The organism is Comamonas sp. JC664 (genome assembly GCF_042647185.1).
Window position 1 is genome coordinate 1 of sequence record NZ_JBHRUZ010000011.1, and the last position, 21,351, is coordinate 21,351.

The 21,351-nt window shown below is 64.7% G+C and carries 12 protein-coding genes and 11 pseudogenes; 13 read left to right on the forward strand and 10 right to left on the reverse strand.

Going from position 1 to position 21,351, the window contains the following annotated elements; translation table 11 throughout:
* Nucleotides 1–7: 7 nt before the first annotated feature.
* From ACFODQ_RS01920 to gspF, 6 genes and pseudogenes are all read left to right on the forward strand, one after another.
* Nucleotides 8–642: pseudogene (locus ACFODQ_RS01920) on the forward strand (NAD(P)-binding domain-containing protein); the annotation flags it as partial.
* A 55-nt stretch (nt 643–697) separates the two neighbouring features.
* Nucleotides 698–1,069, forward strand: a pseudogene (locus tag ACFODQ_RS01925) (NAD-binding protein); the annotation flags it as partial.
* A 109-nt stretch (nt 1,070–1,178) separates the two neighbouring features.
* Complete coding sequence (locus ACFODQ_RS01930) at nt 1,179–1,682, forward strand: helix-turn-helix transcriptional regulator (RefSeq protein ID WP_377014745.1); 504 nt, start codon at nt 1,179–1,181, stop codon at nt 1,680–1,682.
* 138 nt (nt 1,683–1,820) lie between these two features.
* The gene (locus ACFODQ_RS01935; RefSeq protein ID WP_377014747.1) at nt 1,821–1,952 is read left to right on the forward strand and encodes a hypothetical protein; all 132 of its coding nucleotides are present in this window, start codon (nt 1,821–1,823) and stop codon (nt 1,950–1,952) included.
* Nucleotides 1,910–2,401 carry a glutathione S-transferase family protein gene (locus tag ACFODQ_RS01940; RefSeq protein ID WP_377014749.1) on the forward strand — a complete coding sequence of 164 codons (492 nt, stop codon included), beginning with the start codon at nt 1,910–1,912 and terminating at the stop codon, nt 2,399–2,401. The genes ACFODQ_RS01935 and ACFODQ_RS01940 overlap by 43 nt, the downstream gene beginning before the upstream one ends.
* A gap of 86 nt (nt 2,402–2,487) precedes the next feature.
* Nucleotides 2,488–3,704: pseudogene (gspF, locus tag ACFODQ_RS01945) on the forward strand (type II secretion system inner membrane protein GspF).
* 171 nt (nt 3,705–3,875) lie between these two features.
* Here gspF and ACFODQ_RS01950 read toward each other — a convergent pair.
* Both ACFODQ_RS01950 and uxuA read right to left on the reverse strand, forming a co-directional pair.
* A complete protein-coding gene (locus tag ACFODQ_RS01950; protein WP_377014751.1) occupies nt 3,876–4,703 on the reverse strand; it encodes a Bug family tripartite tricarboxylate transporter substrate binding protein in 828 nt (275 codons plus the stop codon).
* Between the two features lie 201 nt (nt 4,704–4,904).
* Nucleotides 4,905–5,979 (reverse strand): annotated as a pseudogene (gene uxuA, locus ACFODQ_RS01955) (mannonate dehydratase).
* 188 nt (nt 5,980–6,167) lie between these two features.
* Between uxuA and ACFODQ_RS01960 the strand changes: the two are divergent.
* The 4 genes and pseudogenes from ACFODQ_RS01960 (at nt 6,168) to ACFODQ_RS01975 (ending at nt 8,018) form a co-directional block, all read left to right on the forward strand.
* Nucleotides 6,168–6,904 (forward strand): annotated as a pseudogene (locus ACFODQ_RS01960) (FadR/GntR family transcriptional regulator).
* Nucleotides 6,905–7,122: 218 nt separating this feature from the next.
* Nucleotides 7,123–7,338: pseudogene (locus ACFODQ_RS01965) on the forward strand (5'-nucleotidase); the annotation flags it as partial.
* A 19-nt stretch (nt 7,339–7,357) separates the two neighbouring features.
* A complete protein-coding gene (locus ACFODQ_RS01970) occupies nt 7,358–7,939 on the forward strand; it encodes a 5'-nucleotidase (RefSeq protein ID WP_377014753.1) in 582 nt (193 codons plus the stop codon).
* Nucleotides 7,866–8,018: a 5'-nucleotidase gene (locus ACFODQ_RS01975; protein WP_377014755.1), complete on the forward strand. Its 153-nt coding sequence runs from the start codon at nt 7,866–7,868 to the stop codon at nt 8,016–8,018. Before ACFODQ_RS01970 ends, ACFODQ_RS01975 begins: the two co-directional genes overlap by 74 nt.
* 87 nt (nt 8,019–8,105) lie before the next feature.
* Here ACFODQ_RS01975 and ACFODQ_RS01980 read toward each other — a convergent pair.
* From ACFODQ_RS01980 to ACFODQ_RS02010, 7 genes and pseudogenes are all read right to left on the reverse strand, one after another.
* Nucleotides 8,106–10,240, reverse strand: a pseudogene (locus ACFODQ_RS01980) (TonB-dependent receptor domain-containing protein).
* A 145-nt stretch (nt 10,241–10,385) separates the two neighbouring features.
* The gene (locus ACFODQ_RS01985; RefSeq protein ID WP_377014757.1) at nt 10,386–10,856 is read right to left on the reverse strand and encodes a hypothetical protein; all 471 of its coding nucleotides are present in this window, start codon (nt 10,854–10,856) and stop codon (nt 10,386–10,388) included.
* 171 nt (nt 10,857–11,027) lie between these two features.
* Nucleotides 11,028–11,501: a DUF1854 domain-containing protein gene (locus tag ACFODQ_RS01990; RefSeq protein ID WP_182345009.1), complete on the reverse strand. Its 474-nt coding sequence runs from the start codon at nt 11,499–11,501 to the stop codon at nt 11,028–11,030.
* 24 nt (nt 11,502–11,525) lie between these two features.
* A complete protein-coding gene (locus tag ACFODQ_RS01995; RefSeq protein ID WP_377014759.1) occupies nt 11,526–12,056 on the reverse strand; it encodes an ATP-binding cassette domain-containing protein in 531 nt (176 codons plus the stop codon).
* Entirely contained in the window at nt 12,004–12,483 is a 480-nt protein-coding gene (locus ACFODQ_RS02000) for an ATP-binding cassette domain-containing protein (protein ID WP_377014763.1), read from the reverse strand. Before ACFODQ_RS02000 ends, ACFODQ_RS01995 begins: the two co-directional genes overlap by 53 nt.
* 78 nt (nt 12,484–12,561) lie before the next feature.
* Nucleotides 12,562–13,061: pseudogene (locus tag ACFODQ_RS02005) on the reverse strand (ABC transporter transmembrane domain-containing protein); the annotation flags it as partial.
* A complete protein-coding gene (locus tag ACFODQ_RS02010) occupies nt 13,010–13,600 on the reverse strand; it encodes a hypothetical protein (RefSeq protein ID WP_377014761.1) in 591 nt (196 codons plus the stop codon). The pseudogene ACFODQ_RS02005 and the gene ACFODQ_RS02010, both read right to left, overlap by 52 nt.
* Nucleotides 13,601–14,097: 497 nt before the next feature.
* Between ACFODQ_RS02010 and cphA (ACFODQ_RS02015) the strand changes: the two are divergent.
* From cphA (ACFODQ_RS02015) to ACFODQ_RS02025, 3 pseudogenes are all read left to right on the forward strand, one after another.
* Nucleotides 14,098–16,271: pseudogene (gene cphA, locus ACFODQ_RS02015) on the forward strand (cyanophycin synthetase).
* Nucleotides 16,272–16,350: 79 nt separating this feature from the next.
* A pseudogene (cphA, locus tag ACFODQ_RS02020) lies at nt 16,351–18,932 on the forward strand (cyanophycin synthetase).
* A gap of 66 nt (nt 18,933–18,998) precedes the next feature.
* Nucleotides 18,999–19,485 (forward strand): annotated as a pseudogene (locus ACFODQ_RS02025) (CreA family protein).
* A gap of 1,336 nt (nt 19,486–20,821) precedes the next feature.
* Here ACFODQ_RS02025 and ACFODQ_RS02030 read toward each other — a convergent pair.
* A complete protein-coding gene (locus tag ACFODQ_RS02030; protein WP_377014765.1) occupies nt 20,822–21,184 on the reverse strand; it encodes a HipA domain-containing protein in 363 nt (120 codons plus the stop codon).
* Between the last annotated feature and the right edge of the window lie 167 nt (nt 21,185–21,351).

Genomic DNA, 21,351 nt, shown 5'->3' on the forward strand with positions numbered 1-21,351 from the left:
TGCATGCATGCAACGCCACTCAAACTGGGCTTTATCGGCCTGGCATCATGGGCGCGCCCATGTGCAGCCACCTGATTGCCGCCGGACACCAGCTGTTCATCAACACGCGTGCAAGGTGCCGGCCCCCATCGCAGAGAGCAGCGCCACCCAATGCACATCGGTGCGCGGCGTGGCCGAGCGGGCCGATATCGTCTTTGTGATGGTGCCCGACACCCCCGACGTCGAGCAGGTGCTGTTTGCCCCCGATGGCCTGGCCGCCGGCCTCAAGGGCAGCAGCGGCAAGATCGTGGTCGATATGTCGTCGATCTCGCCGGTCGCTACGAAGGACTTTGCCAAACGCATCAGCGCGCTGGGCGCGCAGTACCTGGATGCGCCGGTATCGGGCGGCGAAGTGGGGGCCAAGATGCGACGCTGTCCATCATGGTCGGCGGGCCGGAGGCGGCGTTTGAACGGGTGAAACCGCTGTTCGAGACGCTGGGCAAGAACATCACCCTGGTCGGCGGCCATGGCGACGGCCAGACCGCCAAGGTGGCCAACCAGATCATCGTCGCGCTGAACATCGAGGCAGTGGCTGAGGCGCTGCTGTTTGCATCGCGTGCCGGTGCCGACCCAGCGCGGGTGCGCCAGGCGCTATTGGGCGGTTTTGCCTCGTCCAAGATTCTCGAAGTGCATGCCGAGCGCATGATCAATCGCACGTTTGATCCCGGTTTTTCGCATCGCGCTGCACCAAAAGGACCTGAACCTGGCGCTGGCCAGCGCGCGCCAGCTGGGGGTGGCGCTGCCCAACACCGCCCAGGCGCAGCAGCTGTTCAACAGCTTGCGTGGCCCATGGCGGCGCGGGCTGGGACCATTCCGGCCTGGTGCGCGCGCTGGAGATCCAGGCCAATTTCGAGATCGGGCAAAAAGCGCCAGCCTGAGTCTATGGCAGGCCTGGCAGACCGGCTATGCTTGCGCGATGTCCCGCCCTGCCCGTCTGCTCCGCCTGCTCGATCTGTTGCGCCGCGCCCGCCAGCCCCAAACTGGCCCGGCGCTGGCCCTGACTTTGGAAGTGAGCCTGCGCACCCTCTACCGCGATATCGCCAGCCTGCGCGAGCAAGGCGCGGCCATCGAGGGTGATCCAGGCATTGGCTTTGAGATGCGGCCTGGCTTTTTGCTGCCGCCCTTGATGTTCAACGCCGATGAGCTCGAGCCCTGCTGCTGGGCGCGCGCTGGGCAGCCTGCAGGCCGACCCGCAGCTGGCCAGTGCGGCGAGCGCCGCGATGGACCGCATCCGCAGCGCCCTGCCGCTGGAGCTGCGCATCGCAGTCGACACCAGCGGCCTGATGGTCCCCAACATGCAGCCCAGCCCCCCGCCCGAGCACTGGCAGACCGGGCTGCGCCGCGCGATCCGTGCCGAGCACAAGGTGGTGCTGCACTATGAGGACCAGCACGGCCGCCTGACCGAGCGCCTGGTCTGGCCCTTTGCGATGGCCTATTTCGACCGCAGCCGGGTGGTCTCTGCCTGGTGCGAGCTGCGCCAGGGCTTTCGCCACTTTCGCGCCGACCGGGTGCATGCGATGCAGGAGCTGCAGGAGCGCTACCCGCAAAGCCGGCATAGCCTGATCCAGCAGTGTTGGCAGAGACCGCTATACGCTGGACGGCTGGTCCTAAGCGCTGATCTGCGGCTTGATGCCAGCTGCTGACAGTTTCTGTCAGCCTCCCTGCCTAACCTACGGGCATGGCGATTTTGCCAGTCACCCGAAGGACCAAGACATGACCCCCCACAACGCCCCGCTGCGCTTTTTCTACCACCCCAGTCCCGCGCCCGCATGGTGCGCTGGATGCTCGAGGAGTGCGATGCCGTCTACGAGCCGGTGCGGCTGGAGTTTGGCGGCACGATGAAGTCGCCCGACTACCTGCGCTCAACCCCATGGGCAAGGTACCGGCACTGCAGCATGGCAACACCATGGTGACCGAGACGGGCGCCATCCTCGCCTACCTGGCCGATCTTTATCCCGAGAAAAAGCTGGCACCGGCGCTGGGCAGCGCCGAGCGCGGCAGCTACTACCGCTGCTGTTCTTGGTGGCGGGCCCGGTCGAGGCGGTGTCCACCGCCAAGGCCGAAGGCTGGCTGCAGAAACCAGACCGAGCGCCAGGCACTGTCGGCCGGCTATGGCCGTTTTGACGATGTGCTGCGCAGCCTGCAGCTGGCGGTGTCCGGCAAGCGCTATGCCTGTGGCGACCACTTCACCGCCGCCGACCTGTACCTGGCCAGCTATATCGGCTGGAGCATGCACGAAGGCACCCTGCCCAGCCTGCCCGAGTTCCAGGACTACGCGCTGCCGCTGCTGCAGCGCCCCTCTGCCCAGCGCGCCGATGCGCTCGATGGCCCCGCAGAGATGCCCGCCGCAGCCGCTGCCTGATCGGGCCACTGCCATCTGCATGCCATGGGATCAGGCACAATAGCCCGGGGTGGCCATGGAGCCACCTTGTTTTATCCACCTGCCCCATGCCCGCTTTTTCGTACGAAGTTCTAGACGCCCAGGGCCAGACCCGCAAGGGCATGATCGAAGCCGACAGCGCCAAGGCCGCGCGCAGCCTGCTGCGTGCCCAGGCCATGGTGCCCTTGGCGGTCGAGCCGCTGGGCGATGTCGACGACAGCGGTGCCAGCATGGTGCGCAGCCGGCGTGCGGTCTTCAATGCCACGGGCCTGGCGGTCTGGACGCGCCAACTCGCCGGCCTCATCAGCTCGGGCCTGCCGCTCGAGCGCGCGCTGACCGCGCTGATGGAAGAGATCGACAGCGAGCCCCAGCGCCAGCTGGTGGCCAGCCTGCGCGCCGAAGTCAATGGCGGCTCCACCTTTGCCAAGTCGCTGGCCCTCTACCCCCGTGATTTTTCGCAGATATACCGCGCCGTGATCGATGCGGGCGAGCACAGCGGCCACCTCGACCAGGTGCTGTCGCGGCTGGCCGATGATTTGGTAAGAGCGCGACCAGCTCAAGAACAGCCTCATCGGTGCCTCGCTCTACCCGGCCATCGTCACTGCTTTGCCTTTGTCGTGGTGATGGTGCTGATGAGCTATGTGGTGCCCCAGGTGGCCGAGGTGTTCTCGGGCACCAAGCATGCGCTGCCGCGCTCACCCGCATCATGCTGGGCTTTAGCGATCTGATCCGCCACTGGTGGTGGTTGGGCGCGGGCCTGGCGGTTGTCGGCACCGTGCTGCTGCGCCTGTCGCTGCGCCAGCCCGCCTTTCGCCAGCGCTTTGATGCCGGCTGGCTGCAGCTGCCGTTCGTCGGCAAGCTCTCGCGCAACTACAACGCCGCCCGCTTTGCCTCGACCCTGGCCATGCTCAGCAATGCCGGCGTGCCCATCTTGAAGGCGCTGCAGGCCGCTGCGCAGACCGTCTCCAACCAGGCGATGCGCCAGGATGCCATCGATGCGCTGGACCAGGTGCGCGAGGGCGCGCCGCTCGCCTCGGCCCTGGCGCAGAAAAAGCGCTTCCCCGCGCTGCTGTCGATGTTTGCCCGCCTGGGCGAGCAGACCGGCGAGTTGCCGCAGATGCTGCAGCGCGTGGCCAACCAGCTGGCTGGCGATGTCAAGCGCCGCGCGATGCGCCTGGCCACCATCCTGGAGCCGCTGCTGATCGTCGGCATGGGCATCATTGTCGGCATCATCGTGATGGCGGTGCTGATGCCGATCATCCAGCTCAACCAGTTTGTGCGTTAAGCCACCGTCTGACCCCGCTTGGCTCTGCCAAGGCCAGCGGGGCCCCTTTAGAGTCGCTAACACGACCCAGCAAACCGCAGGTTTGCGGTTGAGACTAGGCGTCCTGCCGCAGGCAGTACAGTAGTACGACAAGGCAGGGCAACGACGTATCAAGGGTTGTGTTAGCGACTCTTACTCGGCGTGGATCTTGTTGGCCTTGACCACATCGCCCCAGAGCTTGTACTGCGCGCGCGTCATCGCGTCGAGCTGCTCGGGCGTGCCGCCGCCAGGCTGGTCACCGCGCCCCTGAAAGCTGCGGATCACCGCAGGTTCCTTCAGCACCGTGTTGATGGCAGCGTTGAGCTTTTGCACCACCTCAGGGCGGGTGCCGGGCGGGCCGTACATGCCGATGAAGGAGATGATCTCGAAATCCTTCAGGCCCACTTCGGCGGGGGTCGGCACATCGGGGAGCGAGGCCACGCGGCTGCTGCTGGTGACCAGGATGGGGCGCACCTTGCCGGACTTGATATACGGATCAAACACCGAGGTCGCATCAAACATGGCCTCGATGCGGCCGGCCATCAGGTCGATCACGGCAGGGCCACTGCCCTTGTAGGGCACATGGTTCATCGCCGGGCTGCCCAGGCGCTCGCGCATCAGCTCGGTGCACCAGCGAGCCGCACCGGGCGTGCCATAGTCCACGCCCTTGCCAGCCTTGGCGCGCTCCTTGACCAGGGCCGCAAACTGCGCAAAGTCCTTGACAGGCGACGAGGTGGGCACCACCAGCACCAGTGGCGACTGCAGCAAGATGCCCACGGGCACAAACTTGGTCGGGTCCACAATGCCCAAGGTCGGGAAGACGTGCGGGTCACCGTCATCGAGCCATTGCCCACCAGCATGCGGTAGCCATCGGGGCTGAGCGCATGATGTCGGCCGAGCCCAGGTTGCCGTTGACGCCGGCCTTGTTCTCGATGACCACGCCCTGGCCCAGATTGGCCGCCAGGCTGTTGCTGAGCACACGGGCGGCAAAATCGGTCTGCCCCCCTGGCGGAAAGCCCACCATCAGGGTGACCGGCTTGGTCGGGTAGGCGGTCTGCGCCAGCGCCGGGGCGCCCGCGCCGATCAAGCTGGCGCCCAGCGCCAGACCCAGGGTCAGTTTGCGACGCAGCATGGCGTGCGATAGTTGAACGGTCGTCATTGTTATGTCTCCTTGGTGTGAAATCAGACTGCAGCAGGCACTGCGCTGTCTTGCTGCTCGGGCGAGAACTTGTCCACCGCCTCCCACAGGCCATTGATATAGACGCGCCCAGCGCCCGGTCGTAAAGGCCATAGCCGGGCTTGCCGGTTTCGCCCCAGATCATGCGGCCGTGGTCCGGGCGCACATAGCCTGCAAAGCCCACATCGTGGTAGGCCTTGACGATGGCCGCGATATCGAGCGAGCCACAGGTCGAGAGGTGCGCGGTTTCTTCAAAGTCGCCCTCGGGCGATACCTTGACATTGCGGATATGCGCAAAGTGGATGCGGCCGCGCCCGCCAAACTCGCGCACCAGCGCCTCGACATTGTTCTGCGGGCCAGCGCCCAGCGAGCCCGAGCACAAGGTCAGGCCATTGGCGGGGCTGTCGATCAGGTCGACGATGCGGGCGAGGTCATCGCGGTTCTTGACGATGCGCGGCAGGCCAAAGATCGGGCGCGGTGGGTCCATCGGGGTGGATGGCCATCTTGATGCCGCATTCCTCGGCCACCGGGATGACGGCCTGCAGAAAATAAGCCAGGTTCTGCCAGAGCTGCTCGGCATCGACCTGCGGTAGGCCTGCAGCAGGCCTTGCAGCTCATCGCTGCGGTAGCTGCTGTCCCAGCCGGGTAGCGAGATGCCTTTTCCGCATCGATGCTGTCGGCCTGGCGGCTGTCAAAGGCCAGGCAGGTGGAGCCATCGGGCAGCTGCTTGGCCAGCTCGGTGCGCGTCCAGTCAAACACTGGCATGAAGTTGTAGCAAACCACCTGCACACCGCGGCGGCCAGATGGCGCAGGGTTTGCTGGTAATTGGCGATCAGCTGGTCGCGGCTGTCGCGGCCGAGCTTGATGTCCTCGTGCACCGGCAACCGATTCCACCAGCTCAAAAGCCAGGCCAGCGTCTTCAATCTGCTGCTTGAGCGCCTCGATCTTGGCCAGCGGCCAGACGGCGCCCACCGGCTCGTCGTAGATCGCCGAGACGATATGCGTGACCCCGGGGATCTGGCGGATATAGGCCAGGGACACGGGGTCTGCGCTGCCAAACCAACGAAACGACATCTTCATGAAAAACCTTTTGCTGCAATCAAAAATCTGGTTAGACCAATTCTACAAACTGGCTAGACCATTTAGATTGATGGTTTACCACTATGTCCGGTATTTGCCGCGTTGGGGCCGGACGGCGGCTTACACTGCTGCTGGCCCTTCCGGTTTTGTCGGACCGGCCGATGAACGGAATACGGAATACGCGCAAGATGCCCAACAAGCTGGTCCCGACGGTTGACGACGACAGCCGCACCACCGGTGTCAGGTCCTACCAGGACCTCGCCAGAAAAATCCTGGAAGAAACTGCCACAGACAGCGCGGCGGCCGACCAGCGCCTGCCCTCGGAGCGCACCCTGGCCGATATGTTTGGCGTCAGCCGCACTGCCGTGCGCGAGGCCATCATTGCGCTGGAGGTGCAAGGGCCTCGTCGAGGTGCGCCTGGGCTCGGGCATCTACCTGCAGCCCACGGGTGCCAGCGGCCCCAGCCGCCTGCCCGCCTTTGATGTGCCCACGGGCCCCGGCCCGCTGGAAACCCTGCGCGCCCCGCGTGCTGGTCGAGGCCGAGATTGCCGCAGCCGCTGCCAGCGAGCGCCGCGATGCCGACCTGGACCGCATGCTCGACGCCCTTGCCACCATGCGCCTGCAGCTGGCCGACAAGGACGCCTACGACGCGGCCGACCGGCGTTTTCACCTTGCCATTGCCGAGGCCACCGGCAACCGCGTGCTGCAGCACATGGTGGAGGCCATGTGGGACAACGCCCGCCAGGACCCGCGCTGGGACAAGATCGAGCAGCATTTCCACTCCGAGCAGCTGCGCGAGGCCAGCCTCAAGGACCACCAGGCCATCTTTGCCGCGATTGCCGAGCGCCAGCCCGCGCAGGCGCGCCAGGCGATGCAGCAGCATCTGGGGCGGGTGATCTCGCAGTTCTCCCAGGCCTGGTATTGAGAGGGACTAATACAGCCCTTGATACGTCGTTGCCTGGCCGGCCGCGCCAAGCCTTGTCGTACTTTCAGTACTGCCTGCGGCTTCACGCGTCGTTGGGAGCGCCTAGCTTCAACCGCCAACCTTGGGTTGGCTGGGCCGTATTAGCCCCTGGAGAAAGTACCTCTGTTGATTGGGAAGACTGCGCTATATTGGCCCTCAGTTCAGCAACAAGGACGGCCATGGCTGCCACTCTCGAAAACAAGCTGGTGGTCGCGATCTCGTCGCGGGCGCTGTTCAACTTTGAAGAAGAAAACCGGGTTTTCGAGCAGGACAAGGACCAGGCCTATGCCCGGCTGCAGCTGCAGCGGCTGGAGACCCCCGCGCCACCCGGGGTGGCGTTCTCGCTGGTGCGCAAGCTGCTGGCTTTCAACAGCGGCACGGCACAGAAGGTCGAGGTGGTGCTGCTCTCGCGCAATGACCCGGTCAGCGGCATGCGGGTGTTCCGCAGCTGCAAGCCCATGGCTCCATTCCATCCAGCGGGGCGTGTTCACCCAGGGGCGCGATCCTTTTCGCTACCTCAAGCCGCTGGGCGCGCATTTGTTCCTCTCGGCCAATGCCACCGATGTGCAGCAGGCGCTGCAGCTGGGCTTTCCGGCCGCACGTGTGCTGACCGAATCGGCCCAGGCGCAGGACGGCAACCCCGAAGAAGTGCGCATTGCCTTTGACGGCGATGCCGTGCTGTTCTCGGACGAGGCCGAGCGTGTCTTCCAGGCCAGGGGCTGGATGCGTTCCAGCGCCATGAGATCGAGCATGCCACCCGTCCGCTGCCGATGGCCCCTTCAAGCCGCTGCTGGCGGCGCTCCACCGGCTGCAGCAAGATACGCAAAGCCAGATGCGCATCCGCACCGCGCTGGTCACCGCCGCAGCGCCCCCGCGCATGAGCGCGCCATCCGCACCCTGATGGACTGGAACATCGGCGTTGATGAAACCATGTTTCTTGGGCGGCCTGGCCAAGGGCGAATTTCTGCGCGAGTTCGAGCCCGATTTCTTCTTTGACGACCAGACGGGCCATGCCACCAGCGCGGCGGCCCATGTGCCGGCCGGCCATGTCAGCAGCGGCATCTCCAACCTCTGATCCGCTCTAGCCACCGCAGACGCAAAAAAGCCGCTGGCTCCTGATCGAGACAGCGGCTTTGGCGTTCAGGCCTGGGTTTTCAGAGGCTTAGAACTGCTTGATAAAGCCCAGAGAAATTGCACGGCCCTGCAGCGGCGCCGCGTTCTTGATGAACGAGGTGTGGACGTACGCCAGCTTGTTGGTCAGGTTCCAGCTTCAGGTAAATCTGCCATGGCGTGCCATCGCTGGAGGTCTGGTGGTAGCTCACGCGCCAGTTCAGCATGCCGTAGCCTGGGTCTCGGTCTCGTAATCGGCCACCTTGTTCTGGCGCTTGACCAGCTGCCACTGCGCTTCGCTCCTCCAGTTGGCCCATTTGCCGGCCACGCGCAAGCCTACGCGGGCGGGAGCCAGGCGCGGGATCTTGCTGCCGTCTTCGAGCTTGGCATGCACCAGGTCACCGGTGGCGCCCACCGTCCAGTTCGCATTGATGCGGTGCTGGATCTGGCCCTCTAGACCGGTGAAGGTGGCGGTCTGCTGCGCATACTGCAGCAGCTGCAGGCCTTCATGCTCATCGACGGTGCGGCCATAGATGTAATTGTTCACGCGGTTGCGGTAGACATTGACCGAGTAGGTCGTGTCGCCCGCAGTGCGCGCAATGCCGATGTCGATATTGCCCGAGCGCTCCTTGCGCAGGTCGGGGTTGCCCAGCTCATAGGTCGAGGTGGCCATGTGCAGGCCGCGTGCATACAGCTCTTCGGCCGTGGGCAGGCGGCTGGCCGAGGTGACATGGGCGCTCAGGCGGTAACCCGGCATAAAGCGCCAGCTGCCGCCCAGCGACACCGAATTGCCCTTGTGCTTGCGCACCAGGCCGTCGTCGTTGGCGTAGACGCTTTGCCAGTCGTGGCGCAGTGCGGCCTCGACACCAAAGTCACCAAAGCGGCGCTCTTCGAGCAGGTAGACGCCCTGGCTTTGCGTGCGGGTCGGCTGCACATAGGCTTCCTCACCGGTGGCGCTGAAGCGGCGCTGCGCGGCCTCAAAGCCGACCAGACCGGTCCAGCCGGCAATCGGTTCATGCAGCACATCGACACGCATGTCATGCGCGCGGTTCTTGAAGCTGGTGGAGATCTCGCCACCCTCGATCTCGTCGTGGTGGTAGCGCGTCACGCCGCCGCGCACACGGATGGCCGACACGCCGGCAAACGGCTGGCGCCACTCGGAGCGCAGGTCATAGCGCTCGCTGTGCATGTCCACCACCGGCACGCCTTCTTCCTCATGGTCATGGTCGTGGTCATGGTCGTCATCCCCATGGTCATGGCCATCATGGCCGCCGCAGTGCAGGTGCAGGCCGTGGGTGTGGCAGCCTTCAAAGCTGTGGTTGTGGCCGGCAGGCCGTAGCGTGCCTGGGTGCGGGTGTAGGCCAGGCCCACATAGCCGCTGTCGCCTATCCAGGACAGGCCAATGCTGCCGCCGGCATTGCGCGCGCGCGGCTGCCATCCACCTTGTTGCCCAGGCCCCAGCCGCTGCCCACGCGGTAGTCATCGGCATTGCGGCCATGCCCTCCACATGCAGGGCAAAGGGGCCCGAACCAGCCGTCAGCGACAAAGCCGTCGCCGCGTCGTTGGCGCCCGTGCCGGCACGTACTTCGACCTGGCCTTCATAGCCCTTCTCGGGCACCTTGGTGGGGATCTTGTTGTCCAGCACATTGACCACGCCGCCAATCGCACCGGCGCCATAGATCAGTGCCGAGGGCCGCGCAGCACCTCAATCTGCGTGGCCAGCATGGGCTCACTCACCACGGCATGGTCGGGGCTGATCGTCGAGGCATCCTGGATCACCGCGCCATCGTTCAGCACCTTGACCCGCGCACCATCCATGCCGCGAATCACCGGGCGGCTGGCACCGGCACCAAAGTGCGTGGCCTGGATGCCGGGCTCATTGGCCAGGGTCTCGCCCAGGCTGGCACCGCGTTTTTGCACCAGCTCATCGCCTTGCAGCACCGTCACCGGCGTGGTCATGTAGTCGACCGTCCGGTTGGTGCCGCTGGCCGATACCGTCACCTCGGGCAAGGTGGTGGTGTTTGTGGCCGTTGCCGGCGTGCTGCCCTCGGCGTTTTGCGCCAGCGCGGCGCTGCCCAGCAGCAGGCCGATCACGGCGGCTGCGACCGGGCGCAGATCCCGCGCCTGTGGCTTCAAAATTGCTGTGCGCGCCACCAGCGGCTGCGCCTGTTGTGCATGGAAACCCATGGTCTACCCCTCGAAAAGCACATGCATCCAGCGCATGTGCGCGCGCAGCCCAGCACTGCTGGCTGAACCGGCCCGGCGCAGTGGCGCCGGCAGCTGCGCGAAAAAACAAGACAGACCGGCCTGCGCTGCCCTGCACCATCAAAGGTCAAGGGCTAAGGGCCGTGTCACTGGAACGAAGAGGGGAGAGAGAGGGAGGGCCGCGCGCAAAGAACAGCGCCGGGCTTTGGCGCAGCAAGATGGCCAGCACGGTGGGTGCCGCTTCCTGCGCCGCCGCGAGCAACGGAGCCTGCAGCGCATCGCAGAGCAGGCCAGCTCCCAGCGCCATGTGCGAGAAGCCCTGGCAGTCGGCCTCGGAATGCTTGCCAAACAGGTCATGCGCACCATGGCCGGGGCTGACCACGGTATCGCTGCCGTCACGCTCGCCAGCCGATGCCGTGGCCGCAGCCGTCTGCAGCGCGCGGGCATGGAGGTGGCTGATGTCATGGACCTTGCCCAAGAGCGGCAGGCACAGCTGCGCAAAACACAGCCAGCACAGCAGCGCCATCGCCCAGCCACGCAGCGGCCTCGGCGCATGCGCCGAGACAGACAGGGGGTGGAGAGCGCGCAGGGAAGACACAGGCCGGGCAGACAATCAAACCAGTGGCCGCGCAGACGACGGCCACTATTGCAAATGAATTGCATTATGCCTGTAAATGCCAGGCAAAGCAGCACCGAAAGGGACAAGGCCCGCAAAAAGGCAAGGGCCCGCAATTCCAGGCCCCGCACTGCAGCTTGCGGTAGAGGCTGCTTACAAAAAGCGCTCCAGCAGCTTGCGCGACGCCTTGTCGAGGCGGTTGGTATCGGGCAGGCGGTAGTGCACGCCATCGGCCGAGGTGATCAGCAGGTTCTGGCGGCCATGCAGCTTGCGGATGTCTTCTTCGGCCTTCAAGGTCATGTGGACAGGGCCCCGGTCGGTCTCCAGGGTCCAGATGCTGGGGACTGAGAAGGTCGAGACGCTGACGATGCGCTCGATCAGCGGCTGGAACTCGCGCGCGGCCAGGTCTTCGTTGAGCAGTGCGCGGGCCGCCGGGTCCACCGCGTCCATGTCAGCGATCCACAGCACCTCCTTGCCGTCTTCGCCGACCAGGGAGATGCCCAGCGATGGGGCCGACAGCGGAAAGGCGCGCACCGGGTTGACCTGGTGGGGCCTGCCGTCCTTGTCCAGAACCAGGCGGCCAAAGGGATTGCGGCTGAGCGCCAGCGGAGAGGAAATGGTTGTCATGAAAGGGCTTTCCTGGGCTGCTGATCAGCGGTTGTCATCGGACCCGTCCACATGGGACTTGGGCAGGGGCTGCATGTCATAGGTCACGCCCGCAGCGCGCGCGGTGACCACGCCAGCGGCTTCGGCATCTTCCTCGGCGCGGCGCGCCTGCGCCATGTACAGGCGCCAGTAGGCGCCCTCTTGGGCCATCAGCGTGTCATGCGATCCGACTTCGACAATCTCGCCACGGTCCATCACCACCAGGCGGTCGGCCTTGCGCAGGGTCGACAGGCGGTGGGCAATCGCAATCGTCGTGCGGCCTTGCACCAGGTTGTCCAGCGCACGCTGGATTTCCTTTTCGGTCTCGGTATCCACCGCCGAGGTCGCCTCGTCCAGGATCAGGATGCGCGGGTCGATCAGCAGTGCACGTGCAATCGAGATACGCTGGCGCTCACCGCCGGACAGGCCCTGGCCACGCTCGCCAACCAGCGAGTCATAGCCATGGGGCAGGCGCAGGATGAACTCATGCGCATGGGCGGCGCGCGCTGCGGCGGACGATCTCTTCGCGCGTCGCATCGGGCTTGCCGTAGGCAATGTTCTCGGCAATGGTGCCAAAGAACAGGAAGGGCTCCTGCAGCACCAGGCCGATATTGCTGCGGTAGTCAGACACGGCGATGCGGCGCACATCGACGCCATCGAGCTGGATCGAGCCGTCGGTCACGTCGTAGAAGCGGCTGATCAGGTTGACCAGGGTGCTTTTGCCCGAGCCGCTGTGGCCCACCAGGCCAATCATCTCGCCGGGGCGGATCTGCAGGTTCAGGTCCTTGATGACGGTGCGGCTGCCATAGCGGAAACCGACGTTCTCCATCGTGATGGCGCCCTGCACCTTGCCCAGCTTGACCGGGTTGACCGGGTCGGGCACGTTGCTGACATGGTCGAGGATGTCGAAGATGCGCTTGGCGCCGGCAGCGGCCTTTTGCGTGACCGACACAATGCGGCTCATCGAATCGAGACGCGTGTAGAAGCGGCCGATGTAGGCGATAAAGGCGGTCAGCACACCGACAGTGATCGAGCCACCGGCCACCAGGTAGATACCAAAGGCCCAGACGATCAAGAGGCCGATTTCGGTCAGCAAGGTGACCGTGGGGGTGAACAGCGACCAGGTCTTGTTGACGCGGTCATTGGCTTCGAGGTTGACCTGGTTGGCAGCGGCAAAGCGGTCGGCCTCGCGCTGCTCCTGCGCAAAGGCCTTGACGACGCGGATACCGGGAATCGTGTCAGCCAGCACATTGGTCACTTCGGACCAGACGCGGTCGATCTTCTCGAAACCGGTGCGCAGCTTGTCGCGCACCGTTGGATCATCCAGGCGATAAAGGGCAGCGGCACCAGGGTCACCAGGGCCAGCCAGGGGTTGATCGAGAACAGGATCGCCGAGGTCATCACGATCATCAGCACATCGGTCGCGAAATCCAGCGCGTTGAGCGAGAGAAACAGGTTGATGCGGTCGGTTTCGGCGCCGATACGGGCCATCAGGTCACCGGTGCGTTTGCTGCCGTAAAAATCGAGCGAGAGCTTGAGCAGGTGTTGTAGGTGGTGGTGCGCAGGTTGGCGCCAATGCGCTCGGAGACGCGTGCCAGCACAAAGGTACGCGCCCAGCCCAGCAGCCAGGCGATCAGTGCCGAGACCAGCAGCGCGCCCAGGTAGAAACGCACGAGGCCGGCATCGATCTTCTCGCCGTTCTGGAACGGGATCAGGATCTTGTCCATCAGCGGAATCGTCAGGTACGGCGCCACCAGCTGGGCAGCCGTGGTGCAGAGCGTCAGGACGAAACCCAACAACAATTGCATTTTGTAGGTTTTGGCAAAGCGCCACAGGCGCAGCAGCACCCAGCTCGAGGTCGGTGCATTCTGCTGGCGGGCGCAGGCCGGGCATTCTTCGCTGTCGGGGGGCAGCACGCTGCCGCAGACCGGGCACAGCGAGCGCTCGTCCTCGGCCACTTGGTAGGCCTCGTTGCGCAGCAAGCGCTCACGTTGGCGCTCGAACTGCTGCATCAGGCCCAGCACCGCCGTCTGGTGGCTCAAGGTGATGCGCCCACAGGCCCAGGCGCTGCGCGCTGTCATGGAGCTCCAGGCTGCCTACGCCGCCATGGTCAAAAAAACGCAGACTCAAATCGGGCGATAGCGCCCACTCACTCCACTGTTGGGCATCGGGATCAAAGGCCAGAAGGCGTTCAGAAGTCAGTACCACCTGGCCGCTGCCGAAGCGCAAATCCGAGGTCAGTCAACGGGAGTGACGGCAAGCACGTTTTCCAGGGTGTTGAGCTTGGCTCGCAATTGGGTTCCTAGCGGACCCGCAAAGAATGCTGACGCGTCCGCGGAATGAAGATGTTGCATATGGCGTTTTTTCTCTCCGCACGGGGCGGTGGCAGTGGTCCGGTGAACAACCGCATATTATTGTGGCGAACGGCGGCATGGGTCGCCCCGCCCTCATCTGTCTTTAACGTCTGACAGCCCCAATAGGCTGACAGCGATTAATCTGCCTCATTTGGGCGCACAATGCTTTCCCATCTACGGCGATTCCCCCCGGAATTGTTACTTATGTTTATCCGTTGATCGATATGGCGAAATTCAATACCATCCAACTCTTGCGCACCACGTTTTTGCGCGGCCCCAGCGTCTGGACTTACCGCCCGTACTGGAGGTCTGGCTGGACCTTGGAGAGTTGGAGGACTATCCCTCGAACAAGATCCCCGGGCTGAACGAGCGTCTCACCACCTGGCTGCCCGACCTGATCGAGCACACCTGCGGCGTCGGTGAACGCGGCGGTTTCATCCAGCGCCTCGAAGGCGGCACCTGGATGGGCCATGTGATGGAGCACGTGATCATCGAGCTGCTCAACCTGGCGGGCATGCCGGCCGAATTTGGCCAGACGCGCGAGATCTCCAAGCGCGGCGTCTACCGCATGGTGTTCCGCTGCCCCGAAGAGGCCGTGGCCCGCGTCGCGCTGGAGCATGGCCACCAGCTGCTGATGGCCGCGATCAACGACGAGCCCTACGACATCAAGCCGGCGGTCCATGCGATCAAGACGGCGATCAATGACCGCTACCTCGCCCCTCGACCGCTGCATCGTCGATGCCGCCAGCGAGCGCCGCATTCCCCATATCCGCCTCAACGATGGCAACCTGGTGCAGCTGGGCTATGGCGCTGCGCAGCGCCGTATCTGGACGGCCGAGTCAGACCAGACCAGCGCGATTGCCGAAGGCATTGCCCAGGACAAGGATTTCACCAAGCGCCTGCTGACCGCCTGCGGCGTGCCGGTGCCCGAAGGCCAGATCGTGGCCACCGCCGAAGAAGCCTGGGAAGTGGCCCAGGAAATCGGCTTCCCCGTCACCGTCAAGCCGTCTGACGGCAATCATGCCCGGGCGTGACCCTGGAGCTGTCGCAAGAGGCCGATATCAAGGCCGCGTTTGCGCTGGCCCAGCCCGAAGGCTCGGATGTCATCGTCGAGAAGTTCATCGACGGCGTCGAGCACCGACTGCTGGTGTGGGCGACAAGGTGGTCGCGGCCACCAAGGTGAGACCCGTCAGCGTCTACGGCAATGGCAAGGCCACCTGCGCGAGCTGGTGGCTGTGCTCAACGAAGACCCCCGCCGAGGCCCCGAGCAGGAGTACCCGCTCGACTGGATCAAGCTCGAAGCCGGCGCCGTCAAGCTCGAACTCAACCGCCAGCATGTCACGCCCGATTCGGTCATTCCGCAAGGCCAGGGCGTGCTGCTGCAACGCAATGGCAACATGGCCATCGACTGCCTTGATGACGTGCACCCGGATGTGGCCTACTACGCGGTGCTGGCGGCCAAGATCGTCGGCCTGGACATCGCCGGCATGGACATGATCCTGAAGGACGTCTCCCAGCCGATGCAAGGCCAGGGCGCGATTCTCGAAGTCAACGCTGGCCCGGGCCTGTTGATGCACCTCAAGCCCACCAGCGGCGCGCCGCGCCCGGTCGGCATGGCCATTGCCGACCACCTCTTCCCGCGCGAAGAAGGTGCCGGCGCGGGCCGTATCCCGATCGTCGGCATTGTCGGCACGCAGAACAATGCGTTCATCGCGCGCCTCGTAGGCTGGCTGCTGCAGCTGTCGGGCAAGCTCACCGGCGTGGCCAGCGACGAGGGCATGTTCCTGTCCAACCGCCAGACCCAGAAGACCAATACCGCCAACTGGGCCGGCGCCCATCGCCTGCTGACCAACCGCCTGGCGCAGGCTGCGGTGATCCAGACGACGGCCCGTTCCATCCTGGAAGAAGGCCTGGCCTACGACCGCTGCCTGGTCGGTGTGGTGACCGATATGCAAGGCTTTGAGAGCCTGGCGGACCACGATGTGCTCGAAGCCGGCCAGATGCGCCGCGTGATGCGCACCCAGATCGATGTGGTGCTGAGCGATGGCGCCGGCGTGCTCAATGCCGACCTGCCCGAAGTGGCTGACCTGGCCGAGCTGTGCGACGGCGAAGTGGTGCTGTACACCACCGATGCGAACAACGAAGCCGTGGCCACCCACCGCGCCAACACCGAAGCCCAGCACGAAGGCGGCCGCGCCGTTCTCATCAAGGGCAACAATGTGGTGCTGGCCACCGGCGCGCAAGAGCGCGTGCTGGGAACCCTCGATGCGCTGAGCCTGCCGGGTGGCAAGAAGCCCGACACCTCGGCCCTGCTTGCCGCCATCGCCACGGCCTGGGCGCTGGATATCACCCCGATCTGATCGGCGCCGGTATCAAGACCTTCGAGTACAACGCCTGATACGCCGGACACGGCTCTCCACGACGACAAGCATGCACGGCCCGCTGATTCAGCGGGCCCTCCATCTGAAAGAAACACTATGCAGCTCTCCCGCACCCGTGCCTTGCGTGGCCCCAACCTCTGGACCCGCAGCACCGCCATCGAGACCATCGTGCGCTGTGAAGACAGCGAACAGCGCTACAGCACCATCCCTGGTTTTGAAGAAAAACTGCGTGCGCGCTTCCCCAATATCGCCCCGCTTCAGCCCCATGGCGCCGACCAGGCGCTGTCGCTCGCGCATGTGCTCGAAATCGCCGCGCTGTCGCTGCAGGCGCAGGCCGGCTGCCCGGTCACCTTCAGCCGCACCCATGTAACCACTGAGCCCGGCACCTACCAGGTTGTCGTCGAATACACCGAAGAAGCGGTGGGCAAGCTGGCGATGGAAAAGGCCGAAGCGCTGATCCAGGCCACCTTGAACGACAGCCCCTTCGATGCCGACGCCGCCATTGCGGCGCTGCGCGAGTTGGATGAAGACGAGCGCATCGGTCCCTCGACCGGCGCCATCGTCGATGCCGCTGTCGCTCGGGGCATCCCGTTTCGCCGTTTGACCAGCGGCTCGCTGGTGCAGCTGGGCTGGGGCTCCAAGGCGCGCCGCTTCCAGGCGGCCGAGATCGACTCGACCAGCGCCGTGGCCGAATCCATTGCGCAGGACAAGGACCTGACCAAGCGCCTGCTGCATGCCGCCGGCGTGCCCGTGCCCATGGGCCGCCCCGTGGCCGATGTGGAAGAGGCCTGGCGAGTGGCGCTGGAAGTGGGCCTGCCCGTCGTGGTCAAGCCCCAGGACGGCAACCAGGGCAAGGGCGTGGTGGTCAACATCACCACCCGCGAAGGCCTGGAAGCGGCCTACAAGACGGCCAGCGAATTTGGCGACGAGATCATGGTCGAGCGCTTTTTGCCCGGCCACGACTTCCGCCTGCTGGTGGTGGGCGGCCAACTGGTCGCCGCGGCCCGCCGCGAGCCGCCCCAGGTGCTGGGCGACGGCCAGCACACCATCCGCGAGCTGGTGAACCTGGTCAACCAGGACCCGCGCCGGGGCACCGGCCACGGCACGGCGCTCACCAAGATCCGCCTCGATGACATCGCCATCGCCCGCATTGCCAGCGAAGGCATGACCCCCGACAGCGTGCCCGGCCAGGGCCAGCGCGTGTGCTGCGCAACAATGCCAACCTGTCCACTGGCGGCAGCGCGCCACCGATGTGACCGATGACGTGCACCCCGAAATTGCCGCCCGCGCGATCGAAGCGGCCCAGACCATTGGCCTGCACATCTGCGGCGTGGACGTGGTTTGCGAGACCATGCTCAAGCCGCTCGAAGAGCAAAGTGGCGGCATTGTCGAAGTCAACGCCGCCCCTGGCCTGCGCATGCACCTGGCGCCTTCGTTCGGCAAGCCGCGCCATGTCGGCGTGCCGATGGTTGACGAGATGTTCAGCGCCGGCAACGACGGCCGCATCCCGCTCGTCGCCGTGACCGGCACCAATGGCAAGACCACGACCACCCGCGTCATCGCCCATCTGTTCACCTCGCACGGCTGGCGCACCGCGATGACCAACACCGATGGCGTCTACGTCAACGGCCGCCAGATCGACAGCGGCGACTGCTCGGGCCCGCGCAGCGCGCGCAACGCCCTGGCCCACCCCGAGACCGATGCGGCCGTGCTCGAATGCGCACGCGGCGGCATTCTGCGCGAAGGCCTGGGTTTTGACCGCTGCCAGGTGGCCGTGGTCACCAACGTCGGCGAAGGCGACCACCTGGGTCTGAACTTCATCACCACCAAGGAAGATGTGGGGGTCTTGAAGCGCGTGATCGTGCAGAACGTCGCCCCCACTGGCTACGCGTGCTCAACGCCGCCGACCCGCAGGTCGCCGCGATGGCCCATGTCTGCCCCGGCAAGGTGATCTTCTTTGCCGCTGACCGTCACCACCCCGTGATGGCCACGCACCGCGCCCAAGGCAGCCGCGTGGTGTATGTCGATGGCGACAGCATCGTGGCCGCCGAAGGCTCCTGGCGCGAGTCGATCCCGCTGCGCGAGATCCCGATCACCCGCAATGGCGCGATCACCTTCCAGGTCGAGAACGTCATGGCCTCGATTGGCGCCGCCTGGGCCGCCGGCCTGCCCTGGCAGACCATCCGCCGAGGCCTCGCCGGCTTTGTCAATGACAGCGACAACGCCCCGGCCGCTTCAATGTGATGGACTACCGCGGTGCGACGATCATTGCCGACTATGGCCACAACCCGGATGCCATCCGCGCGCTGATCCATGGCCGTGGAAGCCATGCCCGCCAACAAGCGCAGCGTGGTCATCAGCGGCGCCGGCGACCGCCGCGACGAAGACATCCGCGTGCAGACCGAGATGCTGGGCGAGGCCTTTGACGATGTGATCCTCTACCAGGATGCCGCCAGCGCGGCCGCGCCGACGGCGAAGTCATCGCGCTGCTGCGCCAGGGCCTGCAAGGCGCCAGCCGCACCAGCTACGTGACCGATATCCACGGCGAGTTCATCGCCATCGACCACGCGCTCGCACGCCTGCAACCGGGCGACCTCTGCCTGGTGCTGGTCGACCAGGTCGAAGAAGCGCTCGAGCACCTGCAGCGCCACGTGGCCCAAGCCGCCGCTCAGGCCTGATCCGGACCCCGCATGCACCGGCCAGCGCGCCGGTGCAGCCCTCTCTTCTTTTTTCGGACGCCCTCCATGCTGATCACCTCTTCCTGGCGCCGCACCCTCGCCGCCGCAGGCTGCCTGGCCGCCACCGCCGCCTGGGCCCAACCGGACACCATCGCTCGGTGGACACGGTGTTCAAGTTCATCGGCCCCGACCACAAGATCGTTGTCGAGGCCTATGACGACCCTTTGGTCAAGGGCGTGACCTGCTATGTCTCCCGCGCCCGCACGGGCGGCGTCAAGGGCGCACTGGGCCTGGCAGAAGACCGCTCCGAAGCCTCGATTGCCTGTGTGCAGGCCGGGCCGATCAGTATCGACAAGCCTTTGAAGCAGCAAGAGGAGGTGTTCAGCGAGCGCACTTCGCTGCTGTTCAAGCGGTTGCGGGTGGTGCGCATGGTGGATGCGGCGCGCAATACCTTGGTGTACATGACGTATTCGGACAAGGTCATTGAGGGCTCGCCGCAGAACAGTGTGACGGCGGTGGCGGTGCCTCTTCTACGGTTATTCCGGTCAAGTGACCGGTACCTGAACTGCGCTTCTTGATTTGCGCTTTTCTGCTGGCTGTTAACAGTGCCTATTAATGGGCGCTGTTTACTACTGATGTAGGGCTGCTGGCCGGGTCTCGCCCCGGCGGGCGAGGTACTTTTCTTGCCCAGCCAAGAAAAGTACCCAAAAGAAGGCTGCCCCACTCCCAGCGACCCCGAACACTTCGCCAAGCGAAGTGCCCGGGGCAACCTGCGGGGACCAGAGCATGGGCTGTGCGGCCGAACTCACTACGCGCCAAGGCGCTCCGTTCAAACAGCGGCCGCAAGTCAGTTCACGAAGTTTTGGCTGCTCTTCGGCAGCCAAACCACCCCATGCTCTGATCTCCTCGGCGCTGCGAGAGGGGACAAGCAGGCGCCCAATACCCAACAGCCTGCAAGAGCCGCGCCCCAAAAAAGTCCAAAGAAGCTGTCCCGCCCCACCCCTTTTGCATGCGCCTGGGCGTGGTGTTTGCGGGGTGGCACTGGCACCGCAGAGTGCCAGTGCATCGTCAACTAGCTTGCCGCGTCTGTTCGAACGGAGCGCTTTCAGCGCGTAGTGAGTTTCGCGGCACACCCCGCAAACGCCACGGCACAGGTTGCCCTTCGCAAAGCGAAGGGTCGCAAGCAGCAGGGGCGCCTTTGCTTTGGTTTACTTTCATTTGGCGCCAAATGAAAGTGACTGCGCCGCCGGGCGCACATCCCGGCCAGCAGCCCTACGCAGTAGTAAACAAAACCATAAACCAGCACAACGGCCAGCCAACCAGACAAAGACAGCATCCCCTCCACCACCCAAAGACGCTATCCCAAATACCCCTTTTGCATGCGCCTGGGGCGTGGTGTTTGTGGGGTGGCGCTGGCACCGCAGAGTGCCAGCGCTTCGTCAACTAGCTGCCGCGTCTGTTCGAACGGAGCGCCTTGGCGCGTAGAGAGTTTCGCGGCACACCCCACAAATGCCACGACACAGGTTGCCCTTCGCAACGCGAAGGGTCGCAAGCAGCAGGGGCGCCTTTGCTTTGGTTACTTTCATTTGGCGCCAAATGAAAGTGACTGCGCCGCCGGGCGCATATCCGGCCAACTGCCCTACGCAGTAGTAAATAACACCAATAAACAATCACCACCCAAAAACAACGGTGAGACCAACCAAGACAGAGCCTAAAGCTCACGCAATTCCCGCCGCAACACTGGACTCGCCAAGTCATCCAACCGCCGAAAGGCTGCCCTCACATACGCCAAGTCACGATCGGATGCGCCAAATTGCTCAAACTTCTCCAGCGAAGCGCGTGTAGCCACCCACACATGGTGCATCGCCTCAACGGCTTCAGCACGCGAGTTATGGAAGGCCGACCATTGCGACAAGGCGTTTGTCCAGGGTGGCTACCCGGCCTTCGTCCCCCACCGACAGATGCAGATAGCGCGTATGGGCCACCGTATTCATCGGCAGCACATCGTACAAAGGGCTCAGCCGCCAGCCCTTGGCTGCCACGTCGTAGATGAAGGCATGATTGCGCAGATGGTCATCGTTGTTATTGGCGATGATGTTGAACACCATGCGCTGGAAAATTTCCTTCACATCGCGGTCGATGAATGGCATGGCCACCTGCCTGCGGATGGCCTGGCAGATGTCCGCATACGAGCTGTTGGGCGCATCGTGCTCGTGCAACCCCATCAGCGTCAACGCAGAACAATAGGCAATCCGGCCTTCTTCGCGCTTGCCTCCGGCCGTCGGGGTTTGGGGTCATAGGCCCAGCTTTCCTCCCTTCGGCCAACACCTGTCCCGGCTCTGCCCAGTAGCGGTCAAAGCGGCGATCAACAAGATACGTTTGGCTGCCGATATCAAGCAGCTTGACCGGAGGGACGCGC

Bases quoted from the DNA above. Each gene is read 5' to 3' on its own strand.
- ACFODQ_RS01995 (WP_377014759.1), bottom strand. From the start codon at position 12,056: ATGCGACGCGCGAAGAGATCGTCCGCCGCAGCGCGCGCCGCCCATGCG.
- ACFODQ_RS01970 (WP_377014753.1), top strand. From the start codon at position 7,358: ATGACCCGGTCAGCGGCATGCGGGTGTTCCGCAGCTGCAAGCCCATGG.
- ACFODQ_RS01975 (WP_377014755.1), top strand. From the start codon at position 7,866: ATGAAACCATGTTTCTTGGGCGGCCTGGCCAAGGGCGAATTTCTGCGC.
- ACFODQ_RS01940 (WP_377014749.1), top strand. From the start codon at position 1,910: ATGGGCAAGGTACCGGCACTGCAGCATGGCAACACCATGGTGACCGAG.
- ACFODQ_RS02010 (WP_377014761.1), bottom strand. From the start codon at position 13,600: ATGACAGCGCGCAGCGCCTGGGCCTGTGGGCGCATCACCTTGAGCCAC.
- ACFODQ_RS01930 (WP_377014745.1), top strand. From the start codon at position 1,179: ATGAGCTCGAGCCCTGCTGCTGGGCGCGCGCTGGGCAGCCTGCAGGCC.
- ACFODQ_RS01935 (WP_377014747.1), top strand. From the start codon at position 1,821: ATGCTCGAGGAGTGCGATGCCGTCTACGAGCCGGTGCGGCTGGAGTTT.
- ACFODQ_RS02000 (WP_377014763.1), bottom strand. From the start codon at position 12,483: ATGAGCCGCATTGTGTCGGTCACGCAAAAGGCCGCTGCCGGCGCCAAG.
- ACFODQ_RS01990 (WP_182345009.1), bottom strand. From the start codon at position 11,501: ATGACAACCATTTCCTCTCCGCTGGCGCTCAGCCGCAATCCCTTTGGC.